This window comes from Sutcliffiella horikoshii, from assembly GCF_019931755.1.
In the GTDB taxonomy this organism is placed as follows: domain Bacteria; phylum Bacillota; class Bacilli; order Bacillales; family Bacillaceae_I; genus Sutcliffiella_A; species Sutcliffiella_A horikoshii_E.
The window spans coordinates 922,247-938,059 of the sequence record NZ_CP082918.1; the positions used below are offsets into that span (position 1 = coordinate 922,247).

The window sequence follows — 15,813 nt, forward strand, 5'->3', positions numbered from 1 at the left end:
GGGAGATGAAAAGTGAAAATTGTGGTTGCGCCAGATTCCTTTAAAGGTTCAATAGAGAGTAAGGAAGCGGCACACATCATCTCCCAAGCTATTCAGGATTTCGATGCCTCGATTGAGGTAGTCGAAATCCCGATGGCAGACGGGGGAGAAGGAACGGTACAAGCGATGCTGCACATCCTTGGCGGGGAAGAAATCGTTTGTGAAGTAGAAGACCCGTTAGGAAGAAAAATTAGTGCAGGCTATGGTTGGCTGCCAATAGAAAAGACGGCCATTATTGAAACCGCTTCCGCATCAGGCCTACCTTTGCTGACAAAATTAGAGCTTGACCCTGCAAGGGCTTCAAGTTTCGGAACCGGACAGCTTGTGAAGGCTGCTCTAGACAGAGGAGCGGAGAAAATCATTATGGGCCTGGGTGGAAGTGCAACAGTGGATGCTGGTGTGGGACTCTTCCAAGCGCTCGGTTTAAAAGCCTACGATGAAAATGGAAAGACCATCGAACGTGTTGGCGGAAGGTTGGATTTAATTCAAGGCTTAGATATGGAGAGTTTTGATGATAGACTCCCACAGGTAAAAATAATCGTCGCGTCAGATGTTACAAGTCCATTACTTGGCCCTGATGGCGCAGTATATGTATTCGGTCCGCAGAAAGGCGTGAAGACAAGCGAGCTTAAACCATTTGAAGCAGGCATGGCTTCTTTTGCAGAAGTGATGAAGAGAACTGTTGGAAAGGATTGCACCCTTAAGCCAGGAAGCGGAGCGGCAGGGGGTATCGGATTTACTCTCCAGTCATTTGTAGATGTAGAGTTCCAAAGCGGCCTTGACCTAGTTGTAGAAATGAGCGATTTCCGCAAACATTTAAAGGACACGGACCTTGTGATTACAGGGGAAGGAAAGATTGATGGGCAGTCCATTCTTGGTAAGGTGCCAGTGGGGCTTTCACGGATAGCGAAAGATAGAGGAATTCCGGTGGTGGCCATTGCTGGTGGTATTGGGGAAGATACGGACAGGTTGAAACAAGAAGGAATTGAAGCGGTCCTTTCGATTGTGGACGGACCGATGCCTATAGAAGAGGCCATGCAAAACGGGAAAAAGTTATTATATGAAGCAACGAAAAGAATGTTGCACCTTATTGAAATTGGCACAAAGCTGAAGGGGGTTAGAGGAGAATGAATGGATTTACAACGATAGATTTTATTGTTCTCGTAGTATATGTGGTTGGAATTGCGATTTTTGGAGCGTTTTTCGGTAAGAATCAAAAGACCACCAAGGATTATTTCTTAGGTGGACGTAACATCCCTTGGTGGGCAGTGGGACTTTCTGTCATGGCAACACAGGCAAGTGCCATCACGTTTATTGGTGCTCCTGGTTGGGGATATTCCGGTGGATTGGAAAGAATGAATACATTCATTAACATTCCACTTGTTATGGCATTTTTAATGGTTACGATTGTTCCATTCTTTTATCGTACAGAAGTGTACACAGCTTATGAGTATTTGGAAAAGCGTTTTGATACGAAAACTAGAACATTAACAGCAGGTTTGTTTTTAATTGCTCGCGGCTTGGCTACAGGGGTAGTGCTTTATGCGCCGGCATTGGTTTTATCGGTTGTAACAGGTTGGGATGTCAATATTACGATTATTCTGATGGCACTAATTGCAGTGGTTTATACTGTTCTTGGCGGAATTTCAGCAGTTATCTGGACAGATGTTGTGCAGATGTTTGTTCTTTGGTTAGGAGCAGGGCTTGCAATCTTCACTATTGTTGGGGAGGTTCCAGGCGGATTTGCTGGTGCACTATCCATGGGTTCTGATGCAGGATTATTACAATCGCTTGATTTCTCTTTTGATTTATCCGTAGAGTACAGCATCTGGGCCGGGGTTATCGGTGGATTCTTTATGCATGCAGCTTACTTTGGGACAGATCAAAGTCAGATCCAGCGTGTGTTAACAAGCAAATCGTTAAAAGAAAGTAAGATGTCTTTAATTATCAGCGGTCTTTTCATGTTCCCGCAAATGCTATTATTCTTATTCATTGGTATTCTGTTATTCGCTTTCTATGCGAATGTAGGAGATCCAAACGTGGAAAACTTGAACGAGTTATTCCCATTGTTTGTGGTAGAGTACCTACCGGTTGGAATTTCCGGATTAATTATCGCAGGGGTTTTTGCTGCAGCAATGTCTAGTCTTGATTCTGCATTGAACTCACTCTCTGCCGTAACAGTACGGGATTTTTACGCAAAATTCTTTAAGAAAAATGCGAGTGAAGCACATTATTTAAACGCTTCACGTTGGGCAACAGTATTCTGGGGAATTTACGCGACGATATTTGCTTTCTTTGCAGGGAACCTTGGACCTGTCATTGAAACCGTTAACAAGATTGGCTCCTATTTTTACGGAGCATTACTAGGAGTATTCATCTTGGCTATCTTCGTCCGCCGTGCAAACGGAACTGGTGCCTTTGCCGGTGTCGTTGCGGGGATGGCAGCTGTTTGGGCTGTAACAACTTTTGCAAGCATATCTTGGTTGTATAACAATGTCGTAGGTGCGGTTGTAGCGGTTGCTGTTGGTTATGCGGTAAGTCTACTAACGAAAGCGCCGGTCAAAGAAAAACTGGATGGATTAGTTTTTGAAACGAACGATGAAAAAGTACAAAAAATGTTGGCATCACGCCAGCAGTCCGCTGAAGAAATCGAAGAGGCGGAAGGGGAAAAACAGATGAAGAAATGGCCATATATCATGATTGCTTACTTCTTCGTAACACTTGTAATCCTATATGTAATTCAATCTATCTAAGGTGTGAGTGACAATGAATTCTTTCTTTTTACCAACAGTGATTTCTAAGAAACAGGCAGTACAGTCCATTCAATCCTATCAAAATAATTGGATCACTAAATGGCAATCTGTATTAGGGGCGAAAAAGAAACTAACTTCCATGGAAATGGTCTATCTGCCATATTGGTGCTACGATTATGAATATACTAGTCTGCAGATGAAAGAGCCTATTTGCGGGAAGGTTGCTGTGGAAACAGGGAAACAGTTGACGGCAATCCTACCATCTACTGCAGGATTACAGGAATTAGACCTTTCAGATGGGGAGATAACTATGCTCCATGTGTCAGGAAATCCGGAACAGAAAGTGGCGGAAGAGGCTATCTATTGGGAGGCTTTCACTAGAGAGAAAAAGAGAAAAGATATTCAAGTCACCATTACAGAAACTAACTTATTATATGTCCCGTACTGGCTAGGTTATGTGAAAAGTGGTAACCAGATGGAACTTGTAATAGTTGATGCCACCAGTGGGAAGGTTGATTTAGGAATCAAAGATGCCATGATACAAGCATTGATGGCAGGAAAAGAGAATGAAATACCATTAGCTAGATGAATGAAAGTAGCCAGCGTTGCTTCTCTATAGGAGGCAGCGCTGGTTTTTTGTGTGGTGGTTGGGTATATTGTAGAGAAGAAATCAACTAAGGGGCAACACTTATCATGGCATTTTTAGACAAACAAGCACAACTAATCGTCCTCGAGATGGAAAAGATCATAGAGAAAAATATAAATATCATGAACAATGATGGAATCATTATTGCCAGTAAAGACTCTGACAGAATTGGAACTTTTCATGAAGGAGCTCGAAATGTCATTGAACGTGGCGAGACCGTGATGATATATCCAGAGGATACGCTTCTCGGATCCAAGCCTGGCGTGAACATGCCCATTTATTTTCATGAAGAACTTATAGGTGTCATCGGGATAACGGGACATCCAAATGAGGTTCGGGACTTTGCAAAAATCATTCAGAAAATGACAGAGGTCATGGTAAAAGAGGCGTATGTAAGCAGAGAGCTGGACCTGGAAAAGCGGGCGAAGGAACTTTACATACAAGAATGGATGCGCAGAAAATGGGATAGCGTGGAGGCATTCGTAGTGCGCGGTCAAACTTTATCCATTCAAACTCATGTATCCAGGCAGGCTTTTTTGCTTCGGTTGGAAACGGGTCAGGAAAATGAAACAGAAGTGGCAAGACAGGAGAAGATGAGCGAACTGTTAAAAAAACTGCAGCAAGTACTTGCAGTCTCCGAAACAGATCTGATTACACTGTGGAAATCCAATCAAATTCTTTTATTGAGGGATACTCATAACATCTCCGCTTCAAGGTGGCATGTTGAGGTTGAAAATGCGATCAGAAAGTTGAGAGACTCGTTCGGTGTGATCATTTGTGGTGTAGGAAGAGAGTATGAAGGTCTAGAAGGTGCGGTGAAGTCATTTGATGAAGCACGGCTTGCACTGGATTTTGTCAATCGCAGGGAAAGTAATTTGTTGCTATTCAAGGATCTTGGGATAGAGTCAATCATGCATGAAATACCAGAGGATAAGATGGATGATTTTATTCAGCGCTTCTTCCCTTTCTTTCTCGATCCGGATCACAAGCAGCTAGTGGACACATTGAAAGTTTTTTTTGAACACAATCAGAGCATTGCTGCAGCAAGTGAAGCACTTTTTATCCACAAAAACACGCTGCAATATCGCTTAAAAAAGATGAAAGAGCTTACTGGATATGATCCAAGGATATTTCAGGATGCGGTGTTGTATTGGGTGGGGTTGGTAGGGATTGATAAAGAGAGATAATAACAAAAGAGGACTCTTTCTTTATACCTATATGGATTCGTTTACAAGAATTCAATTATTAGGGTCGTCTTACAATATAAGTATTTATACCCGAAAGCTTACAATATTCCTGTTGGAAATTGTCAAATTCAGTCCTTTTAGAGTATTTCTATACTAGCAATACTCTCTATAATTAGAATAGTATGACTACTAAATCTCAAAAAGGAGCTGTTTGGCTTGAAACAAGCTTTCCAACAACTAGGGAAAAAAGTGTTGGCTGCAACGATGGCTGTATCATTGCTTGCTACACCATCTATGTTCAACTCGGTGGAGGCTGCACCTAAAGGACCAAAAACCGGTCAACATGATGTGGAACTGAGAGTAATGGGAACAACAGATATCCATACACATCTATATAATTATGATTATTATAAGGACGCAGAAGTACAAGACTTTGGTCTTGCGAAAACAGCTACTTTAATTAAGCAGGCTCGCGCAGAAGCACCAAACTCTATGCTTTTTGATAACGGTGACCTTATTCAAGGGAACCCTTTAGGGGACTACAAAGCTAAAGTGGATGTTCTTCAACAAGGCGAGGTTCATCCAGTGTTCCAAGCTATGGGATTACTTGATTATGATGCTGCCACTCTTGGAAATCATGAATTCAACTATGGGTTGGATTTTCTTGATACGGTATTGGAAGGTGCTCCATTCCCTTATGTGAGCGCAAATGTATTTTATGATGATGGTGCGGACAACAGCGAGTATTATGTAAAGCCATATGAAATCATCAAGAAAAAATTCACGGATAAAAAAGGAAGAAATAAAGTTCTACGTGTTGGTGTGACGGGTGTTGTCACTCCGCAAATCACGCAATGGGACAAAGCGCATCTTGAAGGGAAAATTGTAACGAAAGACATCGTCCAGTCAGTAGAAGCAGTTATTCCTAAAATGGAAAAAGCCGGCGCTGATATCATTATCGTTTTGGCACACTCGGGGATTGGTGATGCTGAGTATGTGGAAATGGAAGAGAACGCTACATATGATTTGACGAAGGTTGATGGTATTGATGCCATTATCACAGGTCACAATCATCTTAAATTCCCTGGAGACTTCACAGAACTTCCTGGTGTAGACACGGAAAAAGGAACCATTAATGGTGTGCCTGTCGTGATGCCTGGTAACTGGGGGAACAACTTAGGAATCATGGACCTGACGCTTTCTAAAGTAAAAGGCGATTGGAAAGTGACAGATTCTGCAACAACATTAAGAAATGTAAAAGAAGTGCAAGCAGATCCAGCCATATTGGATGCGGTAAGAGAAGCACATGAAGGAACGGTAAATTATGTTCGTACAGCAGTTGGGACAACAACAGCCGATATTCACAGTTACTTTGCATTAGTGCAAGATGACCCTTCCATCCAAATCGTAACGAATGCACAGAAATGGTATATGGAGAAACAACTACAAGGTACGGTAGATGAGGGAACACCTATTCTTTCTGCAGGAGCACCATTCAAAGCCGGCGGCAGAAACGGAGCAGGGTACTATACGTTCATTCCTCAAGGAGAAATAGCGATCAAGAATGTATCAGATTTATATCTGTACCCAAATACAGTAGCAACCGTTAAAGTTACGGGTGCGGACGTTAAAGAGTGGTTAGAAATGTCTGCAGGGCAATTCAAGCAAATCGATTCAAACAACAACGGCGAACAAGAATTAATTAACGCAGATTTCCCGACTTACAATTATGATGTCATTGATGGCGTCACATATGAAATTGATGTAACAGAGCCTGCGAAATATAACAAGGACGGGGTTGTCGTGAACGAAGGGGCAAACCGGATCAAAAACTTGGAGTATAACGGGGAACCAATCGATTTAGGTCAGGAATTCATCGTTGTAACGAATAACTACCGTGCGAGCGGTAACTTCCCGGGAGTGCGTAACAATACGGGGGTTGAAATGTATCCAGATGAGAACCGTCAGGCAATCATCGACTACATCCTACAACAAGGGGAGATTGATCCATCTGCAGACGGAAACTGGACATTCGCTCCAATCAATAATCCCGTCCATGTAACATTCGACTCCTCACCTGACGCAGTCGATGCATTACCCGAAAACGGCACAATCCAATACGAAGGGGCCTCCCAAAACGGCTTCGCCAAATACAAACTAACACTATTAACAGCAGAATAATGTAAATAAGAGGGGGTGACTTTATCGCTTTAGAGCAGTGAGGGTCAGACCCCTTTTCTTTGCTTTTTCCTTCCTTTCATCCATGTGAGTAGAAGTATTAGTAATGGAAGGATAAATTGAAATGGCACATGAAGGTAAAGAGGTACCACCTCGAGGCCGATAAATAAGTGTTCTGGTAGGTCTTTTGCTATGATAAAGGAGCCAAAAAAAATCATTGCTCCAAGTAGAAAGATAATAAATTTTTCTTGGAGGATTGGAAAAACATACGATATTCCCTTCGCACCGGAAATAAAGAATATGGACACTTTTACGAAACCTACGATGATAAAGGCAAAGGCAGTCAACAATTCTAAGTGTTGGATGATACCCAAAAGCTCAATCATTTCAATTGCCTTTACTAACGGGTACGTATAAAGTGCTGCCACTTTAGCCCCAAGGATGGCAATGATGATTTCAGAGACAGTAATTAGAATTACTCCGCTCAACACTACTGCAATCCATCCATGCTTCATCAATCTCTTATGGTCATTAAGGAATGGAAATAAGACCAGAAATACCACCATTTCTCCATAAGGGAATGTTATATATTGAACCCAATTACTTAAATCCAATATCTCCAAGTCAATTATTGGCCTTATATTTTCGCCCATCATTATCCCTGACAAGAAAGAAAAAAATATTATCAGTGTTATTAGTAGTACGGTAAAAACAAACAAAATCTCAGATGTCCTGGCTACCGCCTCAAGTCCCAAAACTGCAGCGTAACAGATTAAGCAGACTGAGACAAAAGCAATAATCCAATGGTCAATATTGTAATAAAAGGTTTGGGTAATAAAGTAAATAAAATCTTTTAGTACCCTTACAGCAATGTAAAGAAAATAAAGGCTGTACAGTATTAAGACGACTTTCCCAAGTATTTTACCGAATGCTAGTTCCAAGAGTTTATGAAACTCAGGCCATCCATTTCTTTTTAATAGGTAAGCATAGAAAAAGAACAGGAGAACTCCGGTTATAGCTGCTCCGGTGTTGATGATCCAAGCATTCTCTTCAGCCTGCAGATTGAGCCCCAGAACAATGGAAGACCCTAGAAGAAACAAGGTCATTAGTGTAATGAGCTGATAGATGGAAATCTTGGTAACATTCATATGAAACTTCATCCTAACTTAGTCTAATCTAATGAAGTGGCATCTCCAGACCTAGTTACGGAAACATCCACGTTAATATCAAATGGGGTGTTTGGAAAAATATTATCCCAGTCTGCTTCAATTTTTCTCCAATTACTTGGACTTGAAAGATAAATTTCTTTACCAAATCCCACATAATCCAGGCTCTCTTCTTGGCTTTTTTGTATCAAGGAGGTTATGGACGCTTCTAATTGCTTTTTGATTTGTGCTCTGAAAATTTCCATATTGGGGTGTTCGAAATTCGTACTGCAGTTGGATTCAGTAATTCTTCCATTCGTCTTGATGTTGATAGAAACTTCAGGAGTTTTGCCCTTCCAATTCACCTTATATTTTGTTTTAGCTTTCTTTAAGTGGTAGGAAAAGTAACCAGGACCCTCTGGACAATTTGCCTCCACAGCCCCTTCCCTGACATTATCCATTAAAAATATGAGATTTTGGCTTTCCTCTGTGCTTAAGAAATCCATTAGTCTATCTTTTTTGAAGTAGGACATGCCGTTAATCTCCATTTTTGATTTAGGTTGATAGGATTCAATATTCTCTTTCTTAAGCCCTTCCTGCACATCTCCTGCAACACTGATGTATGGTATTACGTTGTTGACAACCGGATAATTCAACAGAAAATTTTTGACCCGGTTAGGATAGACCGGGATAGCAAAGGATGAGTAGTCCTTAATATTTTCTATCGTATCCACAATTCTTTTAGAAGATACTTTTTGGAATGGTGTGAACATGGCAAGAATATCATATGCACTTACCTCTTTACTGACAAAGAGCATGGTATTAGAAGAGATCGTTTGCTCTAAAAACAAATAATTTAATACATCTTCAATTCCACGCTTTTTGGCAAGTTCTTCGCTTATCAGTATAACTTCTAAATCATCCATAAATAGATATCGTGAAAACGATTTGTGGATATTTTGCAAGGCTTCTGTAATGGTCCTCCCACTTTCCTGGTACAGGATAAATCCCAATTTCTCAGAAGCACTGTCCTTTACTGATGGAGCATTAATGGCTTGAACTGTTACGAGAAAATTTTCATCCTTAATGTCTACAGCAATAGCCGAGATAATGATTAAATCTCTGATAAGAGAATCTTCCGCATTTTTCCCAATGATTAAACTTGCTCCTAGTAAAAATAAAGAAGTAATGATTGGTAATAGGTTTCTTTTCAACATGTTATCCATCAACCTTTACTTTTTTCTCATGGGATCCTCTTTGAACAATGATTTATCATTATTAATAATGTGTTGAATAGGCAAACGAAAGATAGCATCCTTTTGGTCCTGTGGTTGGAATGGAGCGACTGGCGATAAGTATGGCACTCCAAAAGAACGAAGCGAACAAAGATGCAACAAGAGAATGATGAGCCCTACCAACACTCCGTACAATCCCAGAATGGTCGCCAAAAAAATAAATCGAAATGTGAGCCGTTTGTAAGCGAGTGATAAACTGTAAATCGGTACCACGCTTGAAAAGACATAAGAAGCTGCCAATACCACAAGAGTTGCCGGTTGGACAAGCTGGGCCTCTACCGCTTGCTGCCCTAAGGTGATGGAAGCGAAAATAGTAACGGTTAGTACCACTCCTGAAGGAAGACGGATGGAGCCTTCTGTAATAATGATGATGAGCCAAAAAAATATAAATACTTCAACAATGGTCGGAAAAGGAACGATTTCCCTTTGAGCAATGAGCCCAACCAGTAAGCTTGTAGGTATTAGTCCTGGGTGATATAAAGTAAAGGAAATATACAGACCTGGAAAAAGTACGGAAAGCATAAAGAAAAAGAGCCTTCCCAATCTTCTTGTGTGAGTACTTCTATTTAATATGTAATAGTCGTCCGGTGATTGAAAAAATTGAATGAAAACAGAAGGCAAGGTCAATACGAACTGTGTTCCATCTACGACAATCGCAATTTTACCACTCAGAACTTCAGCACAAACGACATCCGGTCGATCAGATGAAAGTGTCAAAGGGAAACTGGAGCTAGTATTATCTGTAAGGGATTCTTCTAAATAGTTAACATCAAGGATTACTGGGATGTTTATCTTATCCATCTTTTTTCTAACTTCGTCTAAAATTTCTTTGTCCACTTTCCCTTCGATGAAGACCATGGAAATGGAGGTCTGTATATTAGGGTTCTTCACTTTTTCTACACGGAGTAACGGGTCCTTAATGGTTTTCCTAATAAGAGAAAGGTTATACGTTCCGTTTTCATTGAAGGCAATGTCAGGTCCTGTTGAAGTCCGTTGCACTTTTGGCTCTGGGGCACTTCTTTCGGGCCATTTTGCTGTATCTGCCAGTAGGCACGTCGCTTCTCCCTCTATAAAAATAGCTGTTTTCCCCTCTAGAATCATACGGACTATCTTATCTTTAACTGTTTCAGTCACAATATTTATGCTTTGTATTACTTGAAGCCGAAGGTAGTCGATCATGGAATTGAGAGACTGTTCTTCCTTGATAGAAATAGCTGCCAAAGGTGATAATATGTAATCCTCTATTTTTGAGGTATCATTAATTCCATCGAGATAAATTAAATGAACCTTTCTATGTAGATACGGTAAAACAAGCTCTCTTTCAAACAAGTCGGAACTGTGGCCTAACTGAGCTTTAATCATTTCAGTATTTTTCGAAATAGAATCCGTAAGTAAAACCTTTTGTGCCGTCTCCATTCAATAACCTCTTTACCTGATGTATTTCTACCTATACCTTTCCATAAATCATTAGGAAATATTCGGGAAAAGGTAGTGGAGGATGTGAATGGTGAGGGGAGCAGCTTTATTTTTTTGAAATGAAGGTTTAAGCAAAGGCCTGCCTCCATAAAGGAGTCAGGCCTTAATTGCTTCTCGTCCAAGTACCACTATTTCATCATGATCCATGCTCTTCACATCATCCTGAAAGATCAGTCGTGTATTCAAACGATAGCTTATATGTTCTGTAGAAGGTTCTAGAGGAGTAGGAAGCTGATAGCAAAATGGATATTCTGCCTTATCATTTGCGTCCATGCTTTTGGACATGAGTATGGTCGTTACCGCATCCACCGTTTCCACCGTATCTCCTTGAAATTCCTTTACAAGGTCACATTCCAATCTTTTAATGTGTTGTTTTGCCCAGCCGCCTTCCACGTGAAAGGCACCTGTCACTTTTTCACCGGGATTTAGTTTATTTTTATCAAGAACCAGGTCAACATGGGGAGAACCTATATTCAAGTAGCTCATTACCTTTTTTATCATACAGCTTGAACCTCCGAAAGTAATAATATCTTAAATTATTTTTGAGAATTTTCGTATATTAAAAGATACGAACAAATAGAACAAAAGTTTCACCTATATATTTCTTATGTAAAAAATTCATACCCCTATTTCCACAATCAAAAGCCCTCATCCATAAATAGATGAAGGCTTTACATACATTAAAACAGCCACAACCCTACTAACGTAGCTACAATCAAACCTATTATTACTGGTACAAAGCTCCGTCGTACAAGCTCCATTACAGGTACCTTTGCGAAACCGGCAACGGCCACAAGGGAAGACCAGGCGATCAACGTGCCTCCGCCAACCCAGACAGATCCCATCTGTCCGATCGCAGCAAGGGTGGCAGTTTCCACACCAACACTCTCACCAAGGGCACCAGAAAGCGCTCCAACAAGAGGAAGTCCTGAGAATCCAGAACCATCTAAGCCTGTTATCATTCCAATAAGCAAAATACCAAATCCTGCAACAAAAGAACTTTCCGGAATATAGGCCTGGCCGGCAAGTATGAGGTCAAACAGGAAGGAAGGGGTCTCTTCAGCAGGTGTGCCCAGGATTCTAGAAGCCAGTTCCCCGCTACCAATAAAGAAGAATCCTGCAATGGGAATAACCGGTCCCATCGCTTTAAAGGCAAACAAGAAACCTTTGACGATATTGTCACTGACTGTTTGAAGGGAGGTTCGGGCGTTCAGGAAGAAAGACGCTCCTATTAACAGAATCAGCGAAGCCCCACCGATAAGAGCGGCGCCGGCTCCGCCTTCTAGAGAAGGAAGGACATCGGAAAACTTCGCCAGTACCATATAAATAATGATGGCAAGAAACGTGCCTGGAACTAAAATAGCAAACAGCGAGCTGTATTTGCTTTTTGTCACAGGGCCGCTTTCTGACATTCCTTTTGTGTCACCGCTCTGGTTGTCTGTGGCATTCCATTTTACTAAATGCTCATTTGACGGTCGTGCAATAAGCTTGCGGATTGAAATATAAGCAAGAGTGATGGCCACTACTCCCGTAACAAGCGATAAGATGAATCCGCGGTCAGCAACCGTGCTAATATCAACTGCAGCAGCGGTGGCTGTCAGTGAAGGCGCAATTTGAATAATGTAGTCTGAAGATAGGGCCATCCCTTGACCGGCGAGTGAAATGGCGATAGCTGCCCCAATTGGAGGAAGCCTTGCTCTTATGGCAACTGGTATTAAAAGTGCACCGACAAGTGGTACAGCTGGGGTTGGCCAGAAGAATAGGGAAATCGCATAGGTGACAAACACAATCACCCAGAATGAGATATGCCCATTTTTCATCACCCGCTGAAAGGGGGTAATCATTTGTTCATCAGTACCCAAGGATTTTAGGGAATGTAAAAGTGCCGTCATGATGGCGATAATCAGGAAGATATTGAAAAGCTCCCCTGCTGCAATCAAACTGGCGTTAAATATGGTTTGAAGTCCAAAAATGAATGAACCGCTGAAGATCCATCCAACTAAAAACGTTACTAGGATGGCAGGAACCACCACATTCTGCCTAAACAACATTGTAAAAATAATAACGAGTGTACCAACCAAATACATCCAATGTGCTGCAGTCAACTCCATTTATACCAAGCTCCTCTCTAAGGCGAAAAAGCCCAAGATGTAAAAATATATCTGTGTCATATAGCCTATGTTGGAGGGTGGGCTTTGGTGTTGATAGTGAAGACTTCATCAGGCGATTGGAAAATGATTGATTTTGAGACAGAGGTTTATTCACCTTTATTGAGGAATAGAGTATAGAGAGGTGATAAACGTTGAAGAGGGAAGAATATAAAACATATGACGGACTTGGATTGGCCAAATTGGTCAAAAAGAAGGAAGTCAAATCCATAGAACTGTTAGAAATGGCGGTCAGTGAAATCGAGACGCAAAATTCTCAACTGAATGCGGTTATCCATAGGATGTACGAACAGGCAAGAGTTGCTGCAGAAATGATTCCAACAGGGCAGTTTGCAGGAGTTCCGATTCTATTAAAAGATATAGGTCAGGAAATAAAAGGGGAACCGAAAACGCTGGGATCTAGAGCTCTAAGCAAATATAGATCAAAGAGGGACTCTGAATATGTTAGTCGGCTAAGGAAAAGTGGCTTTCAGTTTTTAGGGCAAACAAATGTGCCTGAATTTGGTTTAATGGCAATAACAGAACCTGTTGCATACGGACCTGCAAAAAATCCATGGAAACTTACTCACACCCCTGGTGGTTCAAGTGGCGGATCGGCAGCCGCGGTAGCATCGGGTATGGTTCCAATTGCCGGAGCAAATGATGGAGGGGGTTCCATCCGTATTCCAGCAGCTTACTGCGGTTTGTTTGGATTAAAGCCAACAAGGGGAAGGACGCCTGTAGGGCCGCAACTTGGCCGTTTTTGGCAGGGAGCGGCAGTTGAACATGTGCTTACACGCACGGTAAGAGATAGCGCGGCTGTCTTAGATGAATTAAAGGGAGTTGAAAAAGGAGCAGCATTTTCCATCCCTGATTATGATGGATGCTACTTGGATATCCTTCAACATCCTGTAGAAAAAAAGCTGCGCATAGCGTACTCTACTAAGTCCCCAATTGGTACAGAAGTACATCCTGACTGTGTAGAGGCTGTACAGAAAACGTTGAAGTATCTAGAGTCAGAAGGTCATATTATAGAAGAAATAGATGCACCGATAGATGGAAAGAAAGTTGCCACAAGCTATCTCTCCCTCTACTTTGGAGAAGTCAGTGCCATGATTGCTTCTCTTGAGGAGATACTTGGGAGAAAAGCGACATTGAATGATGTGGAGCCTGCAACCTGGCTGCTTGGTCTAATTGGAAAGTCCATGTCTGCACAAGAATTCGTCCTCAATATGAGGGAGTGGGATGTTGCAGCATATGCTATGGAAGAATTCCATGAAACCTATGATTTTTATATAACGCCTGCGACTGCCTTCCCGCCTGCAAAGATTGGGGATCATAAACTGAAGCCGCTTGAAAGCATTGCACTGCAAGTGACAGGGAAATTGGGAACTGCCGCACTTCTTAAGAAAATGGGTATCGTGGAACAACTAGTGCAAGAAAGTCTAAAAAGAGTTCCTTTTACGCAGCTTGCAAATTTGACCGGGCAGCCTGCCATGTCGTTACCAGTGCATGTGACAAAGGAAGGTCTCCCTGTAGGTGTTCAGTTCATGGCAGGGCGCGGGAAAGAAGGTCTGCTATTGCAGATGGCAGGGATGATAGAAGAAACAGAACTATGGGTAGGGATGGAAGAGTTGTTATCCACTGCTACTAAATAGTAGAAAGAGAGTAGGAGAACCCGTTTTAGATGTCCATGGACGGGTTCCCTTTTTCATGTTCGCACATACTTATAAATTTTCTATTTTTTCATCTTTTATTTGAATCCTTTTCTCTGAAACTATATCACAGACGTTTTCATACATCATCTCCACACCTTTGTTGGTAGCTTCAAAGTTAAATGCTTGATCCTCTTGTATGCCCAAGCTTTCTGCTTCCTTTGCTACATCTATATTCGCACCCATGAAGATGAACTGCCAACTGTATTTTTCTTCTTGGTGACGGATTAACTCTTTTACTCTCGGATAGGTGAACTCTACGCTTGAATTTTCCATACCGTCAGTAGTAATGACGAAGATTACATTCCCTGGCCTTGAGGCTTTTTCAGTACGTGATAAACGGCTTCCTACATCCAGTATGGTTCTTCCTATTGCGTCCAAAAGGGAGGTAGTGCCTCTAACGTAATAGTCTTCTCTTGTTAATGTAACATTCCTCGCATCCACGCCGTTCCAAAGAGTTTCCACTTCGTCGTCGAAAAGGACGGCGGTAACAAGGGTTTCTCCCTCATGTCTATTTTGTCTTTCTAGAAATGAGTTAAAACCTCCAATTGTGTCCTTTTCTAAGCCTGCCATTGACCCGCTTCTGTCCATTAGAAAAATAATCTCTGTTAAGTTTTTATTCATTTTTATCATCCTCCTTCATGCTATAATGATAACTAATAATATCCATAAAATGGTCGCCTTCAAAGCGACATTTGGAGGTAGGGGAATGGTAGATAAAAAGTTTTTGGAGGAACTCGAAGAATTTATTTGGCAACATCAAATTCATGATGTACTTGAGGAAAAAGAGTATATCTGCTACAACGAATCACCAATTTTACATGAAAAAAGTGATGTGTTTGAGATTGAGGAGTTCATTAAAAACAATAAAAAGCCGACTCTGCAACAGGTCCTGTTTCAGTATATGGACCGTAATGGCGGAACAGATGCGGAGATATATAAAAAGGCCGGTTTGGACCGTAAACACTTTTCCAAAATTCGAACCAACCCAGATTATCATCCCAAAAAAACAACGATTGTGGCATTGGCTTTTGCCTTGGGACTTGATGAAGTAGAAACAGAAGATCTTCTTGGTGCTGCAGGATATTCTTTATCGGGAAATGATATTCCAGATCTTGTAGCCAAGTTCTTTCTGATGAAGGGAATATATGACCTTGCAAGAATGAACGAAGCAGTTGATGATATGAAATCAAAAAGGATAAGAAGTATATAGAAAAGCGGAGACACAGCTT

The 15,813-nt window shown here is 41.4% G+C and carries 13 protein-coding genes; 7 read left to right on the forward strand and 6 right to left on the reverse strand.

Features of this window, described 5'->3' with window-relative positions:
* Positions 1-12 precede the first annotated feature (12 nt).
* From K7887_RS04825 to K7887_RS04845, 5 genes are all read left to right on the forward strand, one after another.
* Complete coding sequence (locus tag K7887_RS04825; protein ID WP_223492452.1) at positions 13-1,170, forward strand: glycerate kinase; 1,158 nt, start codon at positions 13-15, stop codon at positions 1,168-1,170.
* Positions 1,167-2,792: a sodium:solute symporter family protein gene (locus K7887_RS04830; protein ID WP_223492453.1), complete on the forward strand. Its 1,626-nt coding sequence runs from the start codon at positions 1,167-1,169 to the stop codon at positions 2,790-2,792. Before K7887_RS04825 ends, K7887_RS04830 begins: the two co-directional genes overlap by 4 nt.
* A 13-nt stretch (positions 2,793-2,805) precedes the next feature.
* The gene (locus tag K7887_RS04835) at positions 2,806-3,381 is read left to right on the forward strand and encodes a hypothetical protein (RefSeq protein WP_223492454.1); all 576 of its coding nucleotides are present in this window, start codon (positions 2,806-2,808) and stop codon (positions 3,379-3,381) included.
* A gap of 104 nt (positions 3,382-3,485) precedes the next feature.
* Positions 3,486-4,625 carry a CdaR family transcriptional regulator gene (locus tag K7887_RS04840; protein ID WP_223492455.1) on the forward strand — a complete coding sequence of 380 codons (1,140 nt, stop codon included), beginning with the start codon at positions 3,486-3,488 and terminating at the stop codon, positions 4,623-4,625.
* A gap of 264 nt (positions 4,626-4,889) precedes the next feature.
* Positions 4,890-6,806 carry a bifunctional 2',3'-cyclic-nucleotide 2'-phosphodiesterase/3'-nucleotidase gene (locus K7887_RS04845; protein WP_399209668.1) on the forward strand — a complete coding sequence of 639 codons (1,917 nt, stop codon included), beginning with the start codon at positions 4,890-4,892 and terminating at the stop codon, positions 6,804-6,806.
* 44 nt (positions 6,807-6,850) lie between these two features.
* Here K7887_RS04845 and K7887_RS04850 read toward each other — a convergent pair whose 3' ends face one another.
* The 5 genes from K7887_RS04850 to K7887_RS04870 all read right to left on the reverse strand — a co-directional run bounded on the left by K7887_RS04850 (position 6,851) and on the right by K7887_RS04870 (position 12,830).
* Entirely contained in the window at positions 6,851-7,951 is a 1,101-nt protein-coding gene (locus K7887_RS04850; RefSeq protein WP_223492456.1) for a GerAB/ArcD/ProY family transporter, read from the reverse strand.
* Between the two features lie 23 nt (positions 7,952-7,974).
* Positions 7,975-9,165 carry a Ger(x)C family spore germination protein gene (locus tag K7887_RS04855; RefSeq protein ID WP_223492457.1) on the reverse strand — a complete coding sequence of 397 codons (1,191 nt, stop codon included), beginning with the start codon at positions 9,163-9,165 and terminating at the stop codon, positions 7,975-7,977.
* 15 nt (positions 9,166-9,180) lie between these two features.
* Positions 9,181-10,659 carry a spore germination protein gene (locus tag K7887_RS04860; protein ID WP_223492458.1) on the reverse strand — a complete coding sequence of 493 codons (1,479 nt, stop codon included), beginning with the start codon at positions 10,657-10,659 and terminating at the stop codon, positions 9,181-9,183.
* Positions 10,660-10,815: 156 nt separating this feature from the next.
* Positions 10,816-11,220, reverse strand: coding sequence for a sporulation protein (locus K7887_RS04865; protein ID WP_223492459.1), 405 nt, complete (start codon positions 11,218-11,220; stop codon positions 10,816-10,818).
* Positions 11,221-11,399: 179 nt separating this feature from the next.
* A complete protein-coding gene (locus K7887_RS04870) occupies positions 11,400-12,830 on the reverse strand; it encodes a hypothetical protein (RefSeq protein WP_223492460.1) in 1,431 nt (476 codons plus the stop codon).
* A gap of 191 nt (positions 12,831-13,021) precedes the next feature.
* Between K7887_RS04870 and K7887_RS04875 the strand changes: the two genes are divergently transcribed.
* Positions 13,022-14,524: an amidase family protein gene (locus K7887_RS04875; RefSeq protein WP_223492461.1), complete on the forward strand. Its 1,503-nt coding sequence runs from the start codon at positions 13,022-13,024 to the stop codon at positions 14,522-14,524.
* A 69-nt stretch (positions 14,525-14,593) separates the two neighbouring features.
* Here K7887_RS04875 and K7887_RS04880 read toward each other — a convergent pair whose 3' ends face one another.
* Positions 14,594-15,205, reverse strand: coding sequence for a vWA domain-containing protein (locus K7887_RS04880; protein ID WP_223492462.1), 612 nt, complete (start codon positions 15,203-15,205; stop codon positions 14,594-14,596).
* Between the two features lie 85 nt (positions 15,206-15,290).
* Here K7887_RS04880 and K7887_RS04885 point away from each other — a divergent pair, with 85 nt between their 5' ends.
* On the forward strand, positions 15,291-15,794 hold the full coding sequence (locus tag K7887_RS04885; RefSeq protein WP_223492463.1) for a hypothetical protein: 504 nt from the start codon (positions 15,291-15,293) through the stop codon (positions 15,792-15,794).
* Positions 15,795-15,813: the final 19 nt, after the last annotated feature.